Here is a 20,963-nt window from a genome sequence, read left to right as displayed (position 1 = left end):
AAACGATGTCTGTTTCAGTAGTATACAAAATTAAATTTCAAGCGAGGAATAAAAGGTCTCTGGTGCTAATTCTTGCTAATTATTGTTAAATTGGCAACTCAAAAATATTAGTCTATGGCCGGTATCTCAGCAGAACAAACCCTATTTCTCGGACAATTCCGACTTCCTGTTTTATACGATTTTATCCCGCAGGCTGTTGCAAATGCAGAAAGTATTGCCCATGTGTTACATTTTAATGCAACAGAATCGAATAAATTACAGATGGCAGTAGAAGAGGCAGTAAAAAATGTAATTGACCACTATTCAACCATTGTACAATCAACAGATTTTATCGATATACATTATAAAATAAAAGATGGTCAATTGATTATTTCTGTTTTTGAAAAAGGAATTCCTTTTCAACAAGGGAAAAGCAATAAGTATTCATTAGATCGTCCGTATAATGCCGGGTTGGGAATGCATATGTTGAATTCGTTAATGGATAAGGTTGAATTGATTGTGCATGGCCGTAAAGGAAAAGAAACCAGACTGACAAAAAAGATCCGGACAGACCAGATACCGGATAGTTTAATCGCATTATACGATGGCCGGCGCAGAATGCAAACCCGTATCCGGGTAAAGGAGTATAAAATTCGTCGTGCAAACAAAGATGATATTTCAGACATTGTTCGTTTGGCTTGGAAATGTTATGGCTACACTCAGGAAGAGTTGCTTTACGATGCTAAAAATCTGGAGCATCAGTTGAATGCTGAGGAACTTGTTTCGTTTGTGGTGATCAATAAAGATGACAGGGCAGTGATTGCCCATCTCGCATTGAAGTACCATGATAAAAATGTACCGGAAATGGGACTGGCTTTTATCGATCCAACCTACAGGTGCCCGGGGGTTATGGTTGAACTTGGCAGTGCAGCAAAGCAGTATGCACAGGAGCAGGGTGCCGATGGAATTTTTGATTGCGCTGTTACAACGCACACCGTTTCTCAGAAAGAATTGCAGGAGATCGGTGCGCGTCCCTGTACATTAATGATGGGAATAGCTGCCTCAGGTATGCAGGCCAATATGACGGGAATTAATACGCAGGCAAAGGGCACTACAGTTAATCATTACAATGCTTTCAAGTACACCGAAGAGATGGTTTATTCAACTGAAAAGCATAAAGGAATGATTCAGTCGATTTATCGTTGGATGGAGATGCCTCGTGTTTTCGGTGAACCAACAATAGATGCTCCCGCTGAAAAGTCACAAGTGTTTTTGGTTCCCTTGTCTGAGTCATTAAACGTTGCATTCATCATTGTGGGGCAAATTGGTAAAGAAACTGTTTCTGAAATCATACATCACATGGAAAAATGCATCATGCAGAAAATGGATGCCTGTTACCTTTTTATGAGTATGCAACATCCGTATTCTCCCTTTGTTGTTGAGGAGTGTGAAAAGGCTGGTTTTTCATTTTGTGGCATTATGCCCCACATTCATAACGGAGAAGATCGTATTTTGCTGCAAAAAATCAATGTAAAGCTTGATAAGGAAAGTATCCGGGTTTGCAGCGATCATTCGCGCGAATTACTTCAATATGTACTAGATCAGCTACAACTGAATTAAGTCAGTATTTTTTGTTGATTTTAAAAAGCAGACCAAGGGATCCGGAAAGCTTTTAGAAGCCAATAAAAGTATCATGTTGTAGCTTGATATAATAACTTCAGGAACGAGATTTATAATTGTATATAAAAAAAACAATAGCATTGAAACGTTCAGATATACTAACCAATCGGATTTTTAAACGTTATTTTTTACCTACAATTTTAATGACCATGGCTCTTTCGATGGGGATAATTGTGGATGGTATTATCGTTGGAAATAAATTAGGTTCTGAAGCGTTGGCTGTTGTGAATTTGTCGACACCGATTGTTCTCGGATTTAATTCCATTTATGTTTTAATGGGAGTTGGCGGCTCCGTGCTGGCAGCCATCGCAATTGGTCAACGGAATAAAAACAACGCACTCTCTTACTTTCACCAGGCTGTTTTGATGATGCTTCTTTTATCTGTGATTGTTCTGGTTGTCGGGCTAATCTTTCATATTCGTATTGCCGAATTTATTGCAGGAGATACCGGAATGGAGGCAAAGCTTGTTTCGTATATAAAGATTCTTTTTTTAGGTGCGCCGCTGATGATTGTTGTTCCCGGCATGGCCTGTTTTATTCGAACTGACAATAATCCGCAATTGGCATCTGTAATTTTAATCGTTGCCAACGTGGTGAATCTTATTTTTGATTTGATCTACCTGTTTGTTTTTAACATGGGGGTAGAGGGTGCAGCTTTGGCCACGGTAACCGGTTATGGAGCAGGTATTCTGGTTCTTGTGACCTACTTTTTCAGGGAGACGGTAACGTTCCAACTCAAAAAGCCGGAGATGATCTCGAAGGCAAAAGTCCTTAAAATTGCAGCAACAGGTCTGCCGCCTGCATTAACTACTCTGTTTTTATTCTTTAAAATATTTTTGATTAATATTATCGTGATTAATACACTGGGAAAATCAGGGATGGCGGTGTTTTCTGTTTGTTTGTCGTGCCTGGCATTTGTATCTATGTTTATCTCAGGGGCAGCACAAACCATTTCTCCAATTATTGGTGTTTTGTATGGCGAGCAGGATCAACAAGGCATCAGGTTCACCATTTTTCGTACGTTTAAGATTGTAGGATTGGCAAGTCTGTGTTTAATTGCCCTGTTTGAAATCTTTCCTTCACAGGTATTACAGCTTTTTGGTGTTCGTTCGGGAAATGAGTTGACGCTTGGAGTTCATGCTATTCGTATATTTTCAGTAAGCCTGCTGGGGACAGCCGTGAACGTAGTATTGATGTATTATTTTCAAACCATCCGGCAAAAGAAACTGTCGTTGGTAATTGCCGTTGTTCAAGGTTTTATGTTGGTGGTGCCATTGGCTTTTGTCTTTAGTAAAATCTGGGGCGGTTCCGGTATTTGGATGGCTTTCGGAGTCAGTGAAATTTGTACATTGTTTATCGTGTTTATCCTGACGCGACGTATTCAAAAAAATTCTGATACAAGGCTGCAGGGAATGTTGCTTTTGCAATCAGAAACTTCAGCCAACGCAGTGTTGGATGTCAGTATTGTTGATGATATAAAGAATGTAGCCCGACTGTCGGAAAATGTCGTTCAATTTTGTTCTGAATATGGATTGAATGAGCGCACCTCCATGCATGTTGGATTAGCAGTGGAAGAATTGGCGGTGAATAGCTTTCAACATGGATACCGCAACCGGACAAAAAAAGTGGTTGATGTGCGCGTATCGATTGGCGTGTCTGAAGTTTTGATCAGTTTAAAAGATGATGGTATCCCTTTTAATCCTGCGAACTACTCAGCCGCCGATGGCGACTCCGATTTTAAATCAATGGGGTTGCAACTGGTTAAAAATTTAGCAAAAGAAGTGAACTACACCCGCATGCTTGGTTTAAACAGCACAATCATCAAATTTTAAAATAGACTAATCTTTTGTTATGAGGAAGCAAAAGGGCACTTGCAAGTTGTCGTTGCGGATTTCGGAGAGCGTCAGTGTCCGAAGGAAATGACGGTCAGGAAAGGAGCAGTGACAACGGCGTACTACCGACAAAGCAATACAATTTCCAAATGTTATGGGCTGGGTTTTTATTTTCAGTTTTCTGCCGTTTTATCTTAAAGTTTTATTCCAAAATTTGAATACGAAAAAGTTCCGCTTCCGTGTTTTAGCTTCCCTTTTTTATACAAATCGGTAAAAGCTTTGTCCATATCTTTAATAATTGACACAGGGACATTTAAATTGTGATGTGCCGGCAGGATTTTCTTTACTGGTAAAGGCAACAATTTTTTTACTGAATTCATATAGGCAATCGGGTCTGTTGATGGATAATATGCAAATAATTCTCCAATATAGATCAAATCGCCTGTGTATAAATATTCTTTATCTTTTTCGAAAAAGCACATATGCCCGGGAGAATGCCCTGGCGTGTGCAAAACCCTTATTGTCCGTTCTCCCAATTCAATTGTATCGTTATCTTTTAGCACTTGTGTCGGAACTCCTTCAAACAGGTAATAATTATTAACATCAAAATCCTTTGGAAAATCGCACGGCTCTTCTATCAGAAAATTTCGGACCTGTTCTATTGTCAAAGGAAATCCTCCGTTTATCCATTCAGTTTCTGTTTCGTGTACATAAAAGTCAGGGAAATATTTATGTCCGCCAAAATGGTCGTAATGTACGTGTGTTGTAACTACCGTAACAGGTTTGTCTGTCAATTTTTGTACTTGTTCCCAAATATTTTTTACACCAAGTCCGGTGTCAATTAATAAGCATCTTTCTGTTCCGTTTAGTATATAACAATGGGTTTCTTCCCAATGTTTATATTCACTTATAACCGAAGTGTTGTCGTCTATCCTTTCAATCGTAAACCAATTTTCTTTGTTGTCTGTCATTTTTTTATTTCCTCTTAATTGTCCGCACTTACTCATTAACTTTGCCCCATAATCGTCACCTGTATGTGGTAGGGCGGGATTTCAAAGAGAAATCCTGTCGGAACCGCAGGAAGTGGGCAAAAGGTCTGAGGCCTGGCAGTCCGCTCAATCCCGCGCCTGTCCTGTTACAATTTGTTAGCACCAGTTTTTTAGTTTATTTAGTTTTTCTATATCGTTTTTGTCAGGCAGATTAATCTGAATGCTGTATTTTATGTTACCTGTAAGCGCTTTCTGATATTTTATTACCACTGAATTCCAGGCTGTAATATATAGTTTGTCAGGAACTATAATGTTATTTAAACCTAATTCGTTTTTTTGATTCTCGTCCTTAACGAAAATTACAGGCAAATTGATGTTGTACATTCCATTAAAGTATCCGTTTGTTCCTGGAGTAATGAAGAAAAAATGATCTGCAATATACATTTCTGCTTTAACAGGCATTCCGCCAACATTACTTCCCTTCCCAACAGATGACTGTAAAAAACGAATTTTTACTTTTTCCAATTGATAGTTGCTCAGCTTGTTCAGTATGTATCGCTTTTGTCTCAGTTGGGCATATGAAATAAGAACAATGATTGAGACAAAAATCAAAACAAATCCAATCGGTATTAACAGGTCAATTCTATCCATTTTTTAATTGGTGCCTTGTTGTGTGCAGTATTTTTTATTTCTTTCTGCATTTTATTAAAAACATTGGCTGATTTTCATTCACTTTATTGATTTCAAAAAGTCCAAAGTCATTAAATTCCGTTTTTACAGCTTCCTGATCGTAATAGAAGATTTTTGCTCCTTTATGAAGTTCATAACGGTCTTCACTAATTCGTTCTCCTTTACCAAAATTCGGTGCATCTTTTGTAATAGCGGTAAAAACCATAACTCCTCCATCATTCAGTTGGTTATAGCAGTTCTTTAGAAGCGCTGTTCTTTTATTTTTGTCGAGCAGATGAACAAGTGCGTAACAAAATATACCCTCATATTTATTGTCGTCAAAAGGCATTTCGGTAACCGACCCGTGATGAATCGTCATTTCAGTTCCGTAATGTTTTTTTGCAAGTTCAATTGCAGTTTTTGAAATTTCAATTCCGCTTACTGTTATTCCACTTTCAATAAATGGTTGTGCGTTTCGTCCATATCCAATTCCGGGAATAAGAATGTTTTTTACAGAATTTTCCAAAAAATAGTCTTTTGTCAGAATAGCAGATTCTGAAGGTTCAAGCCCCCACATTTCTTGTTTGTCAATAAAGTTTTCTTCCCAAAATTCTGTCATTGTTTTTCGTGTTTAATCATATTATCTATAACGGCAGTGTTTCTAAAAAGTATAATTAAGTCGTTTAGATTTCAACATTTTATTCTTTTTTTAGTCAGTTGCCTAAATCATTCTTTTTAGGACGGGTCATTAGACAATCTGACGGTTGGTACATGTTGCCTGATTAGAACTACTAAGGTCAGAATACCTACAGAAAGCGCTATTGCTTGTACATATTGCTGGCAAACGTTTTTATTCTTTTCTTATCAGTGTTGGTATATCACTATACTTTATAAATAGAAGTCCGTCAAACCTGTCTTTAGCAATAAATTCAGCTGTATTTCCATTACTTTCCATTCCTAAGAGCAGCTGATTAGTGAAATCCTGCTTGTTGTGTTTTCTTAAGTCGAATACAAATTTTTCTTTTTGAAATTGGTTAAGGTGATATGCAAAATATTCGCTGTCGTTATGCTCAAAGTCAAAAGTTCCATTGTTGTTCAGGTTTTTCCCGCTGTAAACAATTGCTCCAATTGAATAGTATTTATCGCCAAATGTTTTTTTTAGATTATGTCCCATCCAATTCACATTATAATTTGGTTTTGTCTTATTTTCAATATGACTGTTTTGTGCCCAAATAATGATTTTTGATTTAGGATTATTTTCTTTAAACCATTTTACGATTTCAAATGATGCTTTGTCTCTAATATTTGCTGATGTTGGCCAACTCATCATCTCTCCGAAATTGACCTTTGAATAGGTGCTTACAAAAATTTCATTCGATTTTTTTAATGCATTAATTTCACTTTTTGTGGTTCCATATTGAAGCAACTCGCTAGTGTTTTTATCTAAAAGTTTGTCGTATTCTGATATGAAGCCAATAAATCTGTCTCGTTGATTATAAAAGGCTAATGTGTCTTTGCCGTTTTCATACTGATAGAGATTGTTAAAACTTCTCATTTCCAATGAAACTTTTTTGGAAAATATGGGATCCACTGGTAGAACAACTTCCGACATTCGTTTTATGAGGTAGTTTTGTTGCGGTTGACAATCAAAGCCTTGAATTTTTAACTTTCCATTTTGCGACTTTGCGTAGCCTACAAGACTTTCAATTTCTTCTGAGTGGTAGTAAAAGTTTGAGCTAAAAACATTTGTAAATTCTTTAGTTGATAGCGAATCCAATCGCTCCCAAGCTAGTGCTCCATCTCCATAGCCTGATTCAAAAAGAACCAAATCAAACCCTAATTCTTGATGTAAGAATTTGACTAATTCAGTTTTGGCCTTAAATACCTCTCCAAGTCCGTGAGTATTTTCTCCAAGTGCGATAATTTCGACACTTTGTAAAGCTTCTTTTAGGGCTAATATGTTTTCAAAATTTTCTAAATCTGAAGAAAACTCAATAGTCGAATTAAAATCTGTTTGTGCATTACAAGAACAAAAAGAGAGTGCGATTATAAATGTTAGAATTTTGTTCATTCGGCTTTTCCTAAATGTTTGTTGTGTTTATGTTGTTTGCTTTATTCTATTTCTGTTTAATCTCAATTTGAGGATTTATTTTAACTAACCTATCTATAAAAACACTCTGATTATTTGGAGAAATGAATATTGAACGAGGCTTTTTGTATTTTAACTCAATGCATTTCCATGATAAAGTCAGTTTCCACGTTCCTCCAATTGTTTCTTGATTCAACCGAATGAATGATATTTCATTAATGGGAACTTTCCAGGTAAGTGGTCCAAATTTCGCAATTAGTATTTCATTGTCAATTATGTAATAAGTACCAAACCATAACCATAAAAATAATCCTATTGTTATTAAAATGAACAGACTTGATACAATAAACGCCACTAAATCAATTGTGTCTTTAAGGATGACTGGTAGTCCAAAAGCGACCAACGTAATAAATAAACTAACGGTGATTAAAAATTCTCCAAATGAGCGACTCTTTTTGCAAGAAAATTTACTATTCATATCAAATTTATTTTTTGTCGATTGAGATTCGTTGTTCAGTCGACAATGATTTATTACTCCAATCTTTGTTTTTAGTCAGTCAGAAAATTTACTACATAAATTCAGTACATTTTTTTATTAAATTTCACTTGTCAGACGAAAATTGTTTTACTCAAGATTATTCGTGTTGCACTTTTTTACAATTAAACACAACGCACGTAATACATTGCAACATATATCTTATTATAATGTATTCTTGTAAAATATTGTTATTCTGTTTTTTAAATGTGGGGACTGGGGAGTTGGGGCATTTGTTATTTGCAAAAGTTGTGTTCAATGGTTCCGGTAGTTTTTATGTATTGCCTTTTAAAAGTAATCATAATTTCAAAAAAACAGGAACAAGGATTGTTGTGGCTTTAAAAATATAGTGTGGCATGGTGCTGTTATCTGCTGCGGAGAAAAACAAAGAGGTGGCAAAGTGCCATTCCTTTTCCTGCAAAAAAGTGGATGCGTGGCACCGTGCCATGAGCTAAAAATACAAAAAGTAAAACCATGGCATTTTGCCCAAAGCGATTCTGATGCAAAAACAAACAGTGGCATTGTGCCATGGTCTGACAATCTGAGAATTAAACCAGAGGCATAAGATTATGTCGAGCAACATCATCGTTTTTTTTGCCAAACCGATGGTTTTGGTTAAAATTGAAAAATCAACAAAATGTTGATGCACCCTAAACAAGTACAAACCCTGTTCCCGGTGCTTTCAAAAAAATAAAATGAAGTATTATGATTCCCAATTTGTTAAGTAAAAGCCGCGTTACTGAGGTTGACGCTGTTTCAATGCGTATCATCAGCGCATTCAAAAATGCGGGATTAGACTCTGATCTCCATTTGCCTCACATGTTTAACACTCTTGAGTCGTTTTCAAAAAATCTTACATCGGCCATCAACCGAAGCAAAACGGAAAGTAACTTGGAAGAAAAAGATGAAAAACGCGACAGTGAGATACGCTCGTTTTATTATTTGCTGCTGGGCTTGCTGCATCACCCTGATGATAATGTAAAAGCAGCGGCGCAAAAAGTAAAAAAAATATTTGATAAAAACGGGGTTTCGATTACGGGCAAAAGCTATGCTTCGGAATCTTCGCTGGTGGCTTCGCTGCTTAACGACCTCGCAAAACCCAATCTGCAGGATGCAATTGCCCAACTGTCGGGTTGTGCCGAACTTATTGCCGCTTTACAGGCAGCCCAGAGTGAGTTTGAAGCTGCGCGTTTGGCTTATGAACAGGAGAAAGCACAGGAAAGCACCGCAATCAGTGCTTCGGGATTAAAAGAGAGCTTGTTGATTTGCTAAACGGCAAAATTGTAGTATACCTGCGTGCCATGGAAATTGTAGATGAAGCAACCTATGGCGCATTAGCCCGCACCATTGCCGAAATTATTGCCGACAATAATGAAACGGTGAAAAAACGGGGCAAAAAGGAAGAGCCGGAAATGACGGTGTAAAAAACAGAATAAACTCAACCTGATCACCGGAACAGGGATTGTTTTTTCTCCTGCAGCGTGTGTGAAGGACAACGGTTTTAAATAAAATATTTGTTTGTAGTCATTTGAGTTGTCATTGATTTTAGGAGGGGCATTGATGTTTAGATGCTCCTCTTTTTTTATCCGGGTGTCAAGTAGGCCGGTGTTGTTTTACCATGGTACCTGCGCTGAGTAATCGATTGGCAGACAGAATGAGAAAGACCCGGGATATTTCCTAAAACAGGCTATCCAGCAACGCTTTATCCGTTTCATTGGGCAGGGTCACTTTTAAACCGGGGTTTTGTTTCATAGCCTGCTGAATGGCAAATTTTGCCGGCGGATTTTGCGCCCAGCTACGTCGGGCGATGCCGTTATTTACATCCCAGTGCAACATCATTTTTATCCGCTTGCCGGCTTCCTCCGATCCGTCGATGGTCATTCCAAAACCACCGTTGATCACTTCACCCCAGCCAACACCACCGCCATTGTGCAGCGATACCCAGGTTGCACCCCGAAAACTGTCGCCGGTAAAATTTTGAACCGCCATGTCAGCGGTAAGCGCCGAGCCATCATAAATGTTTGAAGTTTCGCGGTAGGGGGAGTCGGTACCCGAAACATCGTGATGGTCGCGTCCCAAAACAATGGGTGCCGATATTTTCCCTTCTTTAACAGCTTTGTTAAAAGCCAGTGCAATTTGTGTGCGCCCGTTGCAATCGGCATATAAAATCCGGGCCTGCGAGCCTACTACCAGTTGGTTTTTTCCCGCCTCTTCAATCCAGTGAATATTGTCCTGCATCTGCATTTTTATTTCGTCGGGAGCTGTTTTTGCAAGTTGAGTCAGCACTTTTGCGGCAATTTTATCGCTTGTTGCCAAATCTTTCGGTTTGCCTGAAGTACATATCCAACGGAACGGACCAAAACCATAATCAAAAAACAGGGGCCCCATAATATCCTGCACATACGAAGGGTAGATAAATTCACCCCGTGTATCGATAATGTTGGCACCGGCACGACTGGCTTCCAGCAAAAAAGCATTTCCATAATCCCAGAAATACATTCCATTGTCTGTCATTTTATGAATGGCGGTTACGTGTCTTCTTAACGATGCATATACTTTTGTTTTAAATGCTTCCGGGTTGTCTGCCATCATCCGGTTTGATTCTTCCAGCGATAAATCAGCCGGGTAATATCCACCTGCAAAAGGATTGTGTAACGATGTCTGATCCGAGCCCAGGTCTATCCTGACATTTCTTTCTGCCAGTTCTTCCCACAGATCAATGATATTTCCCTGGTAGGCCAGAGAAACAGCCTCTTTTTCTATTTGAGCCTCAAGCATTCGTTTTATAAGTTTGTCGGGATCGGTGTACACTTCATCCACCCAGCCCTGGCGATGTCGTATCTCAACTGCTTTAGGGTTTATTTCAGCAACTACGCAAATTAATCCCGCAATTACCGCAGCTTTGGGTTGTGCTCCTGACATACCTCCCAGTCCGGAGCTTACAAAGATTTTCCCGGCCATGTTTCCGTCCGAATGCAAACGGGCAGCGTTCATCACCGTAATGGTTGTGCCGTGTACAATTCCCTGCGGCCCGATATACATGTAGGAACCGGCCGTCATTTGCCCGTATTGTGTTACGCCAAGTGCATTGAACTTTTCATAGTCGTCTTTTGATGAGTAGTTTGGAATCATCATTCCGTTGGTAATCACCACACGCGGCGCATTCGGATGAGAGGGAAACAAACCCATAGGATGACCGGAATACATCACAAGGGTTTGGTTATCGGTCATTTCAGCGAGGTATTTCATCGTTAAGCGGTATTGTGCCCAGTTTTGAAAAACAGCACCATTACCCCCATAAGTAATCAGTTCGTGTGGGTGTTGTGCTACTGCCGGGTCAAGGTTGTTTTGAATCATCAGCATGATGGAAGCTGCCTGTTGCGATTTTGCAGGGTATTCATCAATTGGCCGCGCATACATCTTATAAGCGGGGCGGAACCTGTACATATATATTCGCCCGTAACTGTTTAGTTCTTCCAGAAATTCAGGGGCTAAAACAGTATGAAATTTTTGCGGAAAGTAGCGGAGCGCATTTTTTACCGCCAGTTTTTTCTCTTTTACCGATAAAATGTCCTTTCGTCGCGGGGCATGATTTATCGTTATGTCGTACGCTTTTAGGGCAGGGAGTTGGTCTGGAATTCCTTCTGAAATAGCTGATTTGAATTCTTCCGCTGTCATGGTTTCTGTTTTGATTTATCTTTTGATAGTAACAATACAGCGGCAAATTATAGCCTTTCCCCGATAAATGCACTGATTTTTCACACATTTTATGAATATTTGTAAGTATCAAAATAAAAAAGGAATTATGAAAAGATTATTTGTTGTATTGCTCGCAGTTGTTTCAGCTTTTTTATTCTCGAGTTGCGGGTATAATAAAATGGTTGAACTGGATGAACAGGTTGCTTCTTCGTGGTCGCAGGTTGAAAATGTATACCAGCGTCGTGCCGACCTGATTCCTAATCTGGTAAATACGGTAAAAGGTTACGCTGCGCATGAACAGGAAACGTTGGAAGGAGTGATTGAGGCGCGTTCAAAAGCAACATCAGTGAATGTAAATCCTGAAAATCTGAACCCGCAGGCTCTGCAACAATTTACCCAGGCTCAGGAAGGTTTGTCTTCTGCTTTGGGACGTTTGATGGTAGTAGTAGAACGATACCCCGATTTAAAAGCCAATCAAAATTTTCGTGATTTACAGGCGCAACTGGAAGGAACAGAAAACCGGATCGCTGTTGAACGAAGGAAGTTTAATGAAACCACACAATCCTATAACGCTTACATTCGTAAATTTCCGCGGGTAATTTATGCCGGTTGGTTTGGATTTGATAAGAAAACGTATTTTGAAGCACAGCAAGGTGCAGAGCAGGCTCCTGAAGTTCAGTTTTAAAGTTGATTGCAGAGATTTACAAATGAGAAGGAAAACAGAGGAGGGATAAAATGAGCGTATATAAATATTTTACAGAAGAAAACAAGTTGCAAATTACCAATGCAATCCGGGTGGCAGAAACAAATACCTCCGGGGAGATACGGGTTCATATCGAAAAACATTGCAAAGGAGATGTGTTAGACCGGGCTGCATATATTTTTGACAAGCTGGAAATGCAAAAAACGGAGTTGCGGAATGGTGTCCTTTTTTACCTGGCTGTTGAAGACCAAAAGTTTGCAATTTTAGGTGATGCAGGAATAAACGAGAAAGTACCCGAAAATTTTTGGGAAAAAATAAAAGATGAGGCCATTGCCCGGTTTAAAGAAAATAAGTTTGCTGACGGATTGGCCGATGGTATCGTAAAAGCAGGTGAACAGTTAAAAGCTCACTTCCCCTACCAACTGGATGATGTAAATGAATTGTCGGATGAAATTTCATTTGGCGAAAAATAGGAGGAATAATGAAATCAATCAAATTAATACTATTATTTATCGGCATAACCCTCACGGCCTTTGCAGAAATTCCTGAACGCCCAAATCCGCCGCGTTTGGTAAACGATTTTGCAAATGTTTTGAGCAGGAATGAATACAATCAGCTGGAAGGGACACTGGAACAGTTTGCACGTGAAACCTCAACTCAAATTGTGGTGGTAACTGTAAAAGATCTGGAAGGATACGACCCCGGTGATTATGCATTTCGTTTGGGTGAAAACTGGGGCGTTGGCCAAAAAGGGAATGACAATGGAATTATTATTCTTTTGAAACCCAAGGAAGCTGACAGCAACGGGCAGATTTTTGTAGCTACCGGTTATGGTCTGGAAGGTGTTCTTCCTGATGCAGTAGTGAACAGTACTGTAGTTGACAATGAAATGATTCCTCATTTTAAAGAAAACAATTATTACAAAGGCTTAGCCAGCGGAATAAAGGTAATTATGGACATTACCCGCGGGGAATATTCAGCACAGGAATACCAGGAATATTATGCACAAAACAGGGGAGGAGGCATCCCGGTGCTCTTTTTTATCATCCTGTTTTTTGTTGTTCTTCCCATATTGCGAGGAAGACGAAGAAGGTTTTATTCTCCGGGAAGAAGCCTGCCCTTTTGGGTGGCTATGGGAATGATGTCGGGAGGAAATTCTCACAGGGGATCGTTTAATAATTTTTCATCCGGAGGAGGAAGCTTTGGCGGTGGCGGATTCGGCGGATTTGGCGGTGGCAGTTTTGGCGGCGGTGGCGCCGGTGGAAGCTGGTAGCGGATCAGAAAAAGACAGAATTAGAATAATATGAAACCGTTTCCTGCTGGCAGGGAACGGTATTTTTTTACACAAAAAAACCGATTCAATGTCTGAACCGGTTTAATTTTATAATTTTTTTGAATTTATTCAACTTCAACTACATTTATATCTTTATCAACCAGAATACGTCCGCAATATTCGCAAACAATAATTTTTTTACGGCTGGCAATATCCAAATGTCTTTGTGGTGGAATTTTGTTAAAGCAACCTCCGCAGGCATCACGCTGAATCGTAACAACGGCCAATCCGTTGCGTGCATTTTTACGGATACGTTTAAAAGCAGTCAGTAGCCTGGGTTCAATAAATGACTCAATTTTTTCCGACTTTGCTTTAAGTTTTTCTTCCTCAATTTTGGTTTCCTCAGTGATTTCTTCGAGCTCCTTTTTCTTCCGATCCAAGTCTTCAATCCGTTCTTTTAATTGTTTTTCCGAACTGGACATGGTCTCTTTTTTCTCTGCCATCTCGGTGGTGAATTCTTTTATTCTTTTCTCTGAAAGCTGAATTTCCAGATTTTGGAATTCAATTTCTTTTGAAAGAGAGTCAAATTCACGGTTGTTACGAACATTATTTTGCTGTTCGGTATATTTAGCAATCAACGCCTGCGAATCTTTAATTGCAATTTTTTTGTTGTTAATTGCTGTATCCAAGTTTTTGATATCTTCTTCCAGGTTTTTCAAACGAGTTTTTAACCCGGCAATATCATCTTCCAAATCCTGTACTTCCAACGGAAGTTCACCCCGCAGTGTTTTTATCTTGTCAACCTCTGAAACTACACTTTGCAGTTCATGCAACGCGCGTAATTTTTCTTCAATAGAAATGTCTTTGTCTTCTTGCCTTGAATATGGTGCATTCATCGCTATGTAATGTTAAATTTCAAACTTAAAAATCAGAAGTAAAAAACCGGGTTGGAATTCACTTCCGACAAACGGACTGCAAATTTAGGGAAATTTTTCGTAAGTAATTCATAAAAAAGATCTTTAGTGAATTGTTCACTTTCAAAATGTCCGATGTCCGCAATTACTATTTTATTTTCTGCATCAAAAAACTGATGGTATTTAAAATCTCCGGAAACAAAAAAATCTGCTTTTACTGAAATGGCATTGGGTAATAAGAATGACCCGGCTCCACCACAAACAGCTACTTTTTTAACCGGTTTTTCCTGCAAACGGGTATGTTTTATTACTCCTGTTTTAAAGGTACCCTTTAAGTGCTGAAGAAATTCTTTTTCTGTTTTTTCTTCGGGGAGGGTGCCAACCATTCCCATCCCGGCGTTTTCAAAATTATTTTCTAAAGGATAAATGTCGTAGGCTACTTCTTCGTAAGGATGGGAGTTTAAAAGCGCACTTATTATCTTATGCTGCAAATAAGCGGGAAAAATGGTTTCAAAACGAATTTCCTTTTCATAATGAATTTGTCCTTTTTCGCCCACAAACGGATTGGTGGTTTCATTTCCCCTAAAACTACCCGTTCCTTCCAGATTGTATCCGCAGGAATCGTAGTTTCCAATATTTCCTGCCCCGGCAGCGAACACTGCCTCCCTCACATTGTCGGCGTGTTCCGTTGGAATAAAGGTAACCAGCTTTTTTAACTGTCCTTTTGCAGGTTGAAGAATTTGGCAGTTCTCCAGTCCTATTTTTTTGCAGATGATCGAGTTAACGCCTCCTGTTACACTGTCAAGATTGGTGTGTGCCGCAAAAATGGCAATGTTGTTTTTTATTGCTTTTATTATGGTTCTTTCTACATAATTCTTCCCTGTAATTTTTTTCAAGCCGGAAAAAATGATCGGGTGATGCGCCACAATTAGTTGTGCCTTTTTGGCAATGGCCTCGTCAACCACTTCTTCTATAACATCAAGCGAAACCAGAACAGAATCAACTTCGGCATTTGCCGAGCCGATAATTAATCCGGCGTTATCGTATGATTCCTGTAATTGTGGCGGTGCCAACTCTTCAAAAAAATGTACAATTCCTTTTATTTTCGTCATGCTTCGTTGCCCATTTTATCCCTTATTTCCATCAATTCCTGTTTTATTTTCTGTAGCTTTTTTACAATCTCAAAATCGTGAGAAGTTCCTTCCGGATTATCTTTTAATTTTTGTTTTGCACCTTTTATCGTTAACCCACGCTCTTTTACAAGATGATGAATTAATTTCACTACTTCAATGTCCTCCTTCGTAAACAAGCGGTTGCCTTTTTTGTTTTTCTGCGGCTTTAGCGCCTCAAATTGATTTTCCCAATAGCGAATTACAGTCGTTTCCACATCCATCATTTTAGCTACTTCGCCAATCGTAAAAATTACTTTTTCTATTTTGGGTTTTTTGTACGGCACCGGCAATAAAAAATTAGTTTAGCATTTTAAAATCCAGTTAAAGATAAAAAGGAGCTAATGTGTTGTCAAGAAAATTGATAAATTTTTGCCTGTCTGTTAGTCAAGTGTTTGACCAATATTGGATGAAATGGCAATCATTTTGTCATATTCCTGTGGAGTAAGATCTTTATAATAATAGAAAGCGGGATTGATGGCACGCCCGTTTTTATGAACCTCGTAATGTAGGTGTGGTGCTGTTGAACCGCCCGTGTTTCCTACATAACCAATAATGTCGCCTCGTTTTACCTGTTGTCCGCGTTTTACATCAAATGCACTTAAGTGGCCATATAAGGTCTCGTAATCGTACCCGTGATCAATTTTTATTACAAGTCCAAAACCAACCCTGCTTCTTGATGAACCGCTAACTTCAATTACTTTCCCGTCGCCGGTAGCATAAACAGGAGTTCCTGTTGGAGCGGTAAAATCCATGCCATAGTGAAATTTACGAACTTTGTAAATCGGGTGCATCCGGTATCCCCAGCCACTGGCTGTTCGCTTCAGGTTTTTATTCGCGACCGGCTGAATGGCAGGAATAGATGCCAGCATTTTTTCTTTGTTTAATGCCAGTTCCAACACTTCGTCGTATGATTTTGATTGGATATATGCTTCTTTGGCAAGCATGTCCAGCTTTCTGGCAGTTGCAATAACCATTTTGGAGTTGCTCATATCTTCCAGCTCCGAGTATTTGTTTGTTCCCCCAAAGCCGGCTTTTCTTACCGATGAAGGAATGGGCTCTGCTTCAAAAACCACGCGGTAAATATTATCGTCCCGCTGTTCAAGTTCAGCCAGCACTTTATCAATCTTCTCCAAATCTTTCGACATCAGTTCATACTGTGTCAGAAGTCTTTTGTTTTCCCGCTCAAGTGATTTTGTCTTAGGCGTTTCATACATGTTCAGAAAAACAACTACAAAAAGTAAAGCCAGTGCAAAACTACTTGCAAAATGGGCTAAAATTTTTGTCAGTTTTTCTTTGATTGAAATTCCGACTCTCTCGTAACTCAGGGTATCCGGATTAAACTTATACTTTTTTTTCGCCATATAATAAAGGCTAAATTTTAGTTTCTGTTTCTAAACAAAATTAATTAAAACGTCTAACTTTGCAAGAATTTTAAAATTTACGTTTTAAAATTGTCGCGGCAAATGTAACTAAATAACACTCAGTGAGCTAAATTATTTTAGTTACATTAATTTTTTTTAACAAAACGAAAAAGACAAACAACATATATGAAAACTTCAAAAGAGATACGTAAAGCATTTTTGGATTTTTTTAGTGAGAAAGAGCATCAGGTGGTAAAATCGGCTCCAATGGTTGTAAAAGGTGACCCAACGTTGATGTTTACCAATGCAGGAATGAACCAGTTTAAAGATTTGTTTCTTGGGAACGAGCCTGTAAAGTGGAACAGGATTGCTGATACTCAAAAATGTTTGCGTGTTTCCGGAAAACACAACGATTTGGAAGAAGTTGGGCTGGATACATACCATCACACGATGTTTGAAATGCTGGGAAACTGGTCGTTTGGCGATTATTTTAAAAAGGAAGCCATTGACTGGGCCTGGGAATTTTTGGTTGAACGTATGGGAATTCAAGCCGGGCGTTTATATGCAACCGTGTTTGAGGGAAGTTCGGATGATAATCTGGGACGCGATGACGAGGCTGCCGGTTTTTGGGGAAAATACCTGCCACAAGACAGAATCTTAAACGGAAGTAAAAAAGATAATTTTTGGGAAATGGGTGATACAGGACCCTGCGGACCTTGTTCTGAAATACATGTGGATTTGAGACCAGAAGAAGAAGTTGCAAAAATATCAGGTCGCGAATTGGTAAACAAAGACCACCCGCAGGTGATTGAAATATGGAACCTTGTTTTTATTCAATTTAACCGAAAGGCAAATGGGAACCTGGAAGAATTGCCCGATAAACATGTCGATACCGGAATGGGTTTTGAACGCCTTTGTATGGTTTTGCAGGGTGTAACGTCGAATTACGACACCGATATTTTTCAGAACACCATAGCTGAAATCGGAAAATTAAGTGACAAAAAATATGGTGATGAAGTAAAAACAGATATCGCCATGCGTGTAATTGCCGACCATCTTCGTGCAGTTGCATTTGCCATTGCCGACGGTCAGCTTCCTTCCAATAATAAAGCGGGGTATGTAATTCGCCGGATTTTACGCCGTGCTGTTCGTTACGGATATACCTTCCTTGATTTTAAAGAAGCTTTTATTTACAAATTGGTTAACGTGCTAAACCAAACCATGGGAGAGGCTTTTCCTGAATTGGTAAGTCAGCAGACTTTAATTGAAAAAGTAATCAAAGAGGAGGAAGAGTCGTTCCTGCGAACTTTGTCTACCGGAATAAAGCTTTTGGATGATATTGTTGGAAAAGCCAAACAAAATAACCTTGACAAGGTGGGCGGAACAGATGCTTTTGTTCTTTACGATACATATGGTTTTCCGTTGGATTTGACAGAACTGATTGCCCGTGAAAACGGACTTGGAGTAGATGAAAAAGGTTTTGCAGTGGAAATGGAAGCGCAGAAAAACCGCTCGCGAAATGCTGCCGCCCAGGAAACCGACGACTGGGTAGAAATTCGTAAAATAGAAAAAACAGCGTTTTTGGGTTATGACAAACTGGAAGCGGAAATTCGTATCTCACGTTACCGGAAAGTGACCCAAAGGAAAAAATCATTTTATCAACTGGTTTTTGACCAGACTCCCTTTTATGGTGAATCCGGTGGTCAGGTTGGCGACACGGGATATATTGAATTCAATGGAGTAAAAACACCAATTTTTGATACTCAAAAAGAGAATAACCTGATTGTTCATTTGACGGCAAAACTACCGGAACAACCGGAGGAAACTTTTAAGGCTGTTGTTAACACAGAAAAACGTATTCAAACCGCAAATAACCATACCGCAACTCACCTGTTGCATGCAGCCCTCCGCGAAATTCTCGGAAGTCATGTTGAGCAAAAAGGGTCGCTGGTAAATGCCGATCATCTTCGTTTTGATTTTTCACATTTCCAAAAAATGACCGATGAGGAAATTGAAAAAGTGGAAACCATTGTAAACCGGAAAATTCGTGAAAACGCACGGCGTGAAGAAAACCGGACAGTACCGATTGAACAAGCCAAAGAAATGGGAGCGATGATGCTTTTTGGTGAAAAATATGGCGACGAAGTTCGTGTCATAAAATTTGGCGAGTCGGTTGAATTGTGCGGCGGAACACATGTCGAGGCTACCGGGCAAATTGGTTTATTTAAAATTGTTTCGGAAGGTGCCATTGCTGCCGGTGTCAGGCGTATAGAAGCGATCACTGCTGACCACGCAGAGCGTTTTGTAAACGACCAGTTAAAAACTTTAAAAAGTATTCAGGACACGGTAAAAGGGTCAAAAAACATCCTCGAAAATGTGTTGAATTTGATGAAGGAAAACAGTGAGCTTTCCAAACAAATTGAGGTGTTTAACACCGAACGGGTAAAAATTCTGAAAGCCAGCTTAAAAAGTAAGGTTTTACAGGAGAGAGGAGTAAATATTATTTCCGACCGGATTGATGTGGATAATGCTGGAATGATAAAAGATTTGGCCTTTCAGCTAAAAGGAGAGGTTGAGAATCTGTTTTTAGTTCTTGGTGCAGAAATTAACGGAAAGCCTAATTTAACGGTGATGATTTCCGAAAATCTGGTAGAGGAAAAAGGTTTGAACGCCGGACAAATTGTACGTGAAGCTGGCCGTGAAATTAAGGGCGGCGGCGGCGGACAAGCGTTTTATGCAACAGCGGGCGGAAAAGACGCTTCCGGAATTCAGGCAGCCATCGAAAAAGCACTTTCCTTTTTGTAATAGGGAGAGATATGTTTTGAGACTGTGCCCGTAAATTCCCGGTAAAACAAATTTGATGTAACGGGTAACATTTTTCCTGATGTTTAAGAGAGCAGTTATTGTGTTTCTGCTTTGAAAATAATGTCGCAAATTTACCCCACTTTGTCGCAATACCGGAAAGAAAAAAAGATTTAAATTATTGAAATTTGTTTCATTCGTTTCTAATAACAAAATTAAAAAACGATGGAAACAAAAGATTTAACTTCAAACCGGGGTATTGTTTTTGGATGGTTTGTCAGTTCGTTAGCCATACTTTTTCTTCTTTCCGACAGTGTCGGGAAATTGATAAAACCCGAAGCCGTTGTTGCAGCGACCCTTGAACTGGGGTACCCCGAAGGTACTGTTACGGGGATGGGTATTGTATTGCTAATTAGTACGCTGTTGTATGCCATTCCGCGTTTTTCGTTTACAGGCGCATTACTTCTTACCGGCTATTTGGGTGGGGCAGTAGCCACTCATGTACGTGTTGAAAGTCCGCTCTTTTCTCATACTCTTTTTCCGGTGTATATAGCTGTTTTTATCTGGGGAGGCTTGTATCTTCGAAACAAAAAACTGCGTGAAATTGTCATAAATAAAAAATAGCGTATGGCAACCATTTTTACAAAAGATGACTTTGAATTCAAGGAAAATTCGAACGCCGTTGAAAATTTCAGAATGTTTACTGCGTCTCCAAGGTTATGGGAAGTAGCAAAATCAGAAAATTTAATATTTGACATGCGAAAACTCAAGCCCGGAGAATTCTCATTTCCGTATCATTTCCATCAGTTTGCGGAAGAATTAATGATGATTGTTTCAGGTGAATTGACAGTGCGCTCACCCGATGGTTTTGAGGTGTTGAAACAAGGTGATATTGTGTTTTTTGAAAAGGGTGAAAATGGAGCCCATCAATTTTTTAATCATACCGACAAACCCTGCGTTTACCTCGATATACGCGTTCTTATTGGTTTTGATGTGTGTGAATACCCCGACACGGGAAAAATAAATGTACTGGGATATGGAAACTTTATGAAGGACTCAAAAGTGGAGTATTTTGAAGGTGAAGAAAATATTGTTAAAAAGTGGAAAGAGTTAAAAAATAACCGGCAAACTAAATAGCTTATTTCCAAAACTGAACAATTATTGAATATTGACAGCAAGTTTACAAGTATTTGGAAAATAAAATACAGAAAAGTCCGGTTTTATAACAGACTTCTTTGATTTGTTCTAAATAAAAATTATTTTCAT

21 protein-coding genes are annotated in these 20,963 nt (G+C 39.0%); 11 read left to right on the top strand and 10 right to left on the bottom strand.

The genetic code is table 11. From position 1 onward, the window contains the following. Positions 1 to 114: 114 nt before the first annotated feature. On the top strand, positions 115 to 1,599 hold the full coding sequence (locus K5G00_RS00820) for a GNAT family N-acetyltransferase (protein WP_238763397.1): 1,485 nt from the start codon (positions 115 to 117) through the stop codon (positions 1,597 to 1,599). Between the two features lie 140 nt (positions 1,600 to 1,739). Further along, entirely contained in the window at positions 1,740 to 3,491 is a 1,752-nt protein-coding gene (locus K5G00_RS00815; RefSeq protein WP_238763395.1) for an MATE family efflux transporter, read from the top strand. 194 nt (positions 3,492 to 3,685) lie between these two features. Here K5G00_RS00815 and K5G00_RS00810 read toward each other — a convergent pair whose 3' ends face one another. The 5 genes from K5G00_RS00810 to K5G00_RS00790 form a co-directional block, all read right to left on the bottom strand. Continuing rightward, a complete protein-coding gene (locus K5G00_RS00810; protein ID WP_238763393.1) occupies positions 3,686 to 4,462 on the bottom strand; it encodes an MBL fold metallo-hydrolase in 777 nt (258 codons plus the stop codon). Between the two features lie 174 nt (positions 4,463 to 4,636). Further along, positions 4,637 to 5,131: a hypothetical protein gene (locus K5G00_RS00805; RefSeq protein ID WP_238763391.1), complete on the bottom strand. Its 495-nt coding sequence runs from the start codon at positions 5,129 to 5,131 to the stop codon at positions 4,637 to 4,639. 34 nt (positions 5,132 to 5,165) lie between these two features. Then, on the bottom strand, positions 5,166 to 5,768 hold the full coding sequence (locus tag K5G00_RS00800; protein WP_238763389.1) for a class I SAM-dependent methyltransferase: 603 nt from the start codon (positions 5,766 to 5,768) through the stop codon (positions 5,166 to 5,168). Positions 5,769 to 5,999: 231 nt separating this feature from the next. Then, complete coding sequence (locus K5G00_RS00795; RefSeq protein WP_238763387.1) at positions 6,000 to 7,220, bottom strand: erythromycin esterase family protein; 1,221 nt, start codon at positions 7,218 to 7,220, stop codon at positions 6,000 to 6,002. A 46-nt stretch (positions 7,221 to 7,266) separates the two neighbouring features. Further along, a complete protein-coding gene (locus K5G00_RS00790) occupies positions 7,267 to 7,716 on the bottom strand; it encodes a PH domain-containing protein (RefSeq protein ID WP_238763385.1) in 450 nt (149 codons plus the stop codon). A 490-nt stretch (positions 7,717 to 8,206) separates the two neighbouring features. On the opposite strand from K5G00_RS00790, the gene K5G00_RS29695 reads away from it, so the two are divergent. From K5G00_RS29695 to K5G00_RS00780, 3 genes are all read left to right on the top strand, one after another. After that, entirely contained in the window at positions 8,207 to 8,338 is a 132-nt protein-coding gene (locus K5G00_RS29695) for a hypothetical protein (protein WP_262921236.1), read from the top strand. A gap of 140 nt (positions 8,339 to 8,478) precedes the next feature. Further along, positions 8,479 to 9,045, top strand: coding sequence for a DUF6261 family protein (locus K5G00_RS00785; RefSeq protein ID WP_238763383.1), 567 nt, complete (start codon positions 8,479 to 8,481; stop codon positions 9,043 to 9,045). Further along, positions 9,039 to 9,197, top strand: coding sequence for a hypothetical protein (locus K5G00_RS00780; RefSeq protein WP_238763381.1), 159 nt, complete (start codon positions 9,039 to 9,041; stop codon positions 9,195 to 9,197). The genes K5G00_RS00785 and K5G00_RS00780 overlap by 7 nt, the downstream gene beginning before the upstream one ends. A 253-nt stretch (positions 9,198 to 9,450) precedes the next feature. On the opposite strand, the gene K5G00_RS00775 is transcribed toward K5G00_RS00780, so the two are convergent. Next, on the bottom strand, positions 9,451 to 11,451 hold the full coding sequence (locus K5G00_RS00775) for a urocanate hydratase (RefSeq protein ID WP_238763379.1): 2,001 nt from the start codon (positions 11,449 to 11,451) through the stop codon (positions 9,451 to 9,453). A gap of 127 nt (positions 11,452 to 11,578) precedes the next feature. On the opposite strand from K5G00_RS00775, the gene K5G00_RS00770 reads away from it, so the two are divergent. From K5G00_RS00770 to K5G00_RS00760, 3 genes are read left to right on the top strand one after another with little or no spacing between them, the layout of a single operon-like run. Next, positions 11,579 to 12,157 carry a LemA family protein gene (locus tag K5G00_RS00770; RefSeq protein WP_158864015.1) on the top strand — a complete coding sequence of 193 codons (579 nt, stop codon included), beginning with the start codon at positions 11,579 to 11,581 and terminating at the stop codon, positions 12,155 to 12,157. Between the two features lie 50 nt (positions 12,158 to 12,207). Continuing rightward, the gene (locus K5G00_RS00765) at positions 12,208 to 12,648 is read left to right on the top strand and encodes a TPM domain-containing protein (RefSeq protein WP_238763377.1); all 441 of its coding nucleotides are present in this window, start codon (positions 12,208 to 12,210) and stop codon (positions 12,646 to 12,648) included. A gap of 8 nt (positions 12,649 to 12,656) precedes the next feature. Continuing rightward, entirely contained in the window at positions 12,657 to 13,448 is a 792-nt protein-coding gene (locus K5G00_RS00760; RefSeq protein WP_238763375.1) for a TPM domain-containing protein, read from the top strand. 125 nt (positions 13,449 to 13,573) lie between these two features. Here K5G00_RS00760 and K5G00_RS00755 read toward each other — a convergent pair whose 3' ends face one another. The 4 genes from K5G00_RS00755 to K5G00_RS00740 form a co-directional block, all read right to left on the bottom strand. Further along, positions 13,574 to 14,344 (bottom strand): zinc ribbon domain-containing protein, encoded by a 771-nt coding sequence (locus tag K5G00_RS00755; RefSeq protein WP_238763373.1) that lies wholly within the window; start codon positions 14,342 to 14,344, stop codon positions 13,574 to 13,576. Between the two features lie 32 nt (positions 14,345 to 14,376). Beyond that, positions 14,377 to 15,474, bottom strand: coding sequence for a Nif3-like dinuclear metal center hexameric protein (locus K5G00_RS00750; RefSeq protein ID WP_238763371.1), 1,098 nt, complete (start codon positions 15,472 to 15,474; stop codon positions 14,377 to 14,379). Beyond that, positions 15,471 to 15,818: a MerR family transcriptional regulator gene (locus K5G00_RS00745; protein WP_238763369.1), complete on the bottom strand. Its 348-nt coding sequence runs from the start codon at positions 15,816 to 15,818 to the stop codon at positions 15,471 to 15,473. Before K5G00_RS00745 ends, K5G00_RS00750 begins: the two co-directional genes overlap by 4 nt. Before the next feature lie 96 nt (positions 15,819 to 15,914). After that, positions 15,915 to 16,895, bottom strand: coding sequence for a M23 family metallopeptidase (locus K5G00_RS00740; protein WP_238763368.1), 981 nt, complete (start codon positions 16,893 to 16,895; stop codon positions 15,915 to 15,917). Between the two features lie 186 nt (positions 16,896 to 17,081). Here K5G00_RS00740 and alaS point away from each other — a divergent pair, with 186 nt between their 5' ends. From alaS to K5G00_RS00725, 3 genes are all read left to right on the top strand, one after another. Continuing rightward, on the top strand, positions 17,082 to 19,700 hold the full coding sequence (alaS, locus tag K5G00_RS00735; protein WP_238763366.1) for an alanine--tRNA ligase: 2,619 nt from the start codon (positions 17,082 to 17,084) through the stop codon (positions 19,698 to 19,700). A 222-nt stretch (positions 19,701 to 19,922) separates the two neighbouring features. Next, positions 19,923 to 20,321: a DoxX family protein gene (locus K5G00_RS00730; protein ID WP_238763364.1), complete on the top strand. Its 399-nt coding sequence runs from the start codon at positions 19,923 to 19,925 to the stop codon at positions 20,319 to 20,321. A 3-nt stretch (positions 20,322 to 20,324) separates the two neighbouring features. After that, a complete protein-coding gene (locus K5G00_RS00725; protein WP_238763362.1) occupies positions 20,325 to 20,834 on the top strand; it encodes a cupin domain-containing protein in 510 nt (169 codons plus the stop codon). Positions 20,835 to 20,963 lie beyond the last annotated feature (129 nt).

The organism is Maribellus maritimus, from assembly GCF_022267315.1.
Taxonomy (GTDB): domain Bacteria; phylum Bacteroidota; class Bacteroidia; order Bacteroidales; family Prolixibacteraceae; genus Draconibacterium; species Draconibacterium maritimum.
The sequence above is the reverse complement of the archived record's forward strand: the minus strand, read 5'-3'. Positions and strand labels throughout refer to the sequence as shown.

Excerpts from the sequence above, each read along its gene's own strand:
- K5G00_RS00820 (WP_238763397.1), top strand. The coding sequence starts at position 115 with ATGGCCGGTATCTCAGCAGAACAAACCCTATTTCTCGGACAATTCCGA.
- K5G00_RS00790 (WP_238763385.1), bottom strand. The coding sequence starts at position 7,716 with ATGAATAGTAAATTTTCTTGCAAAAAGAGTCGCTCATTTGGAGAATTT.
- K5G00_RS00725 (WP_238763362.1), top strand. The coding sequence starts at position 20,325 with ATGGCAACCATTTTTACAAAAGATGACTTTGAATTCAAGGAAAATTCG.
- K5G00_RS00750 (WP_238763371.1), bottom strand. The coding sequence starts at position 15,474 with ATGACGAAAATAAAAGGAATTGTACATTTTTTTGAAGAGTTGGCACCG.
- K5G00_RS00755 (WP_238763373.1), bottom strand. The coding sequence starts at position 14,344 with ATGAATGCACCATATTCAAGGCAAGAAGACAAAGACATTTCTATTGAA.
- K5G00_RS00805 (WP_238763391.1), bottom strand. The coding sequence starts at position 5,131 with ATGGATAGAATTGACCTGTTAATACCGATTGGATTTGTTTTGATTTTT.
- K5G00_RS00800 (WP_238763389.1), bottom strand. The coding sequence starts at position 5,768 with ATGACAGAATTTTGGGAAGAAAACTTTATTGACAAACAAGAAATGTGG.
- K5G00_RS00760 (WP_238763375.1), top strand. The coding sequence starts at position 12,657 with ATGAAATCAATCAAATTAATACTATTATTTATCGGCATAACCCTCACG.
- K5G00_RS00740 (WP_238763368.1), bottom strand. The coding sequence starts at position 16,895 with ATGGCGAAAAAAAAGTATAAGTTTAATCCGGATACCCTGAGTTACGAG.
- alaS (WP_238763366.1), top strand. The coding sequence starts at position 17,082 with ATGAAAACTTCAAAAGAGATACGTAAAGCATTTTTGGATTTTTTTAGT.
- K5G00_RS00765 (WP_238763377.1), top strand. The coding sequence starts at position 12,208 with ATGAGCGTATATAAATATTTTACAGAAGAAAACAAGTTGCAAATTACC.
- K5G00_RS00785 (WP_238763383.1), top strand. The coding sequence starts at position 8,479 with ATGATTCCCAATTTGTTAAGTAAAAGCCGCGTTACTGAGGTTGACGCT.
- K5G00_RS00730 (WP_238763364.1), top strand. The coding sequence starts at position 19,923 with ATGGAAACAAAAGATTTAACTTCAAACCGGGGTATTGTTTTTGGATGG.
- K5G00_RS00795 (WP_238763387.1), bottom strand. The coding sequence starts at position 7,220 with ATGAACAAAATTCTAACATTTATAATCGCACTCTCTTTTTGTTCTTGT.
- K5G00_RS00810 (WP_238763393.1), bottom strand. The coding sequence starts at position 4,462 with ATGACAGACAACAAAGAAAATTGGTTTACGATTGAAAGGATAGACGAC.
- K5G00_RS00775 (WP_238763379.1), bottom strand. The coding sequence starts at position 11,451 with ATGACAGCGGAAGAATTCAAATCAGCTATTTCAGAAGGAATTCCAGAC.
- K5G00_RS00770 (WP_158864015.1), top strand. The coding sequence starts at position 11,579 with ATGAAAAGATTATTTGTTGTATTGCTCGCAGTTGTTTCAGCTTTTTTA.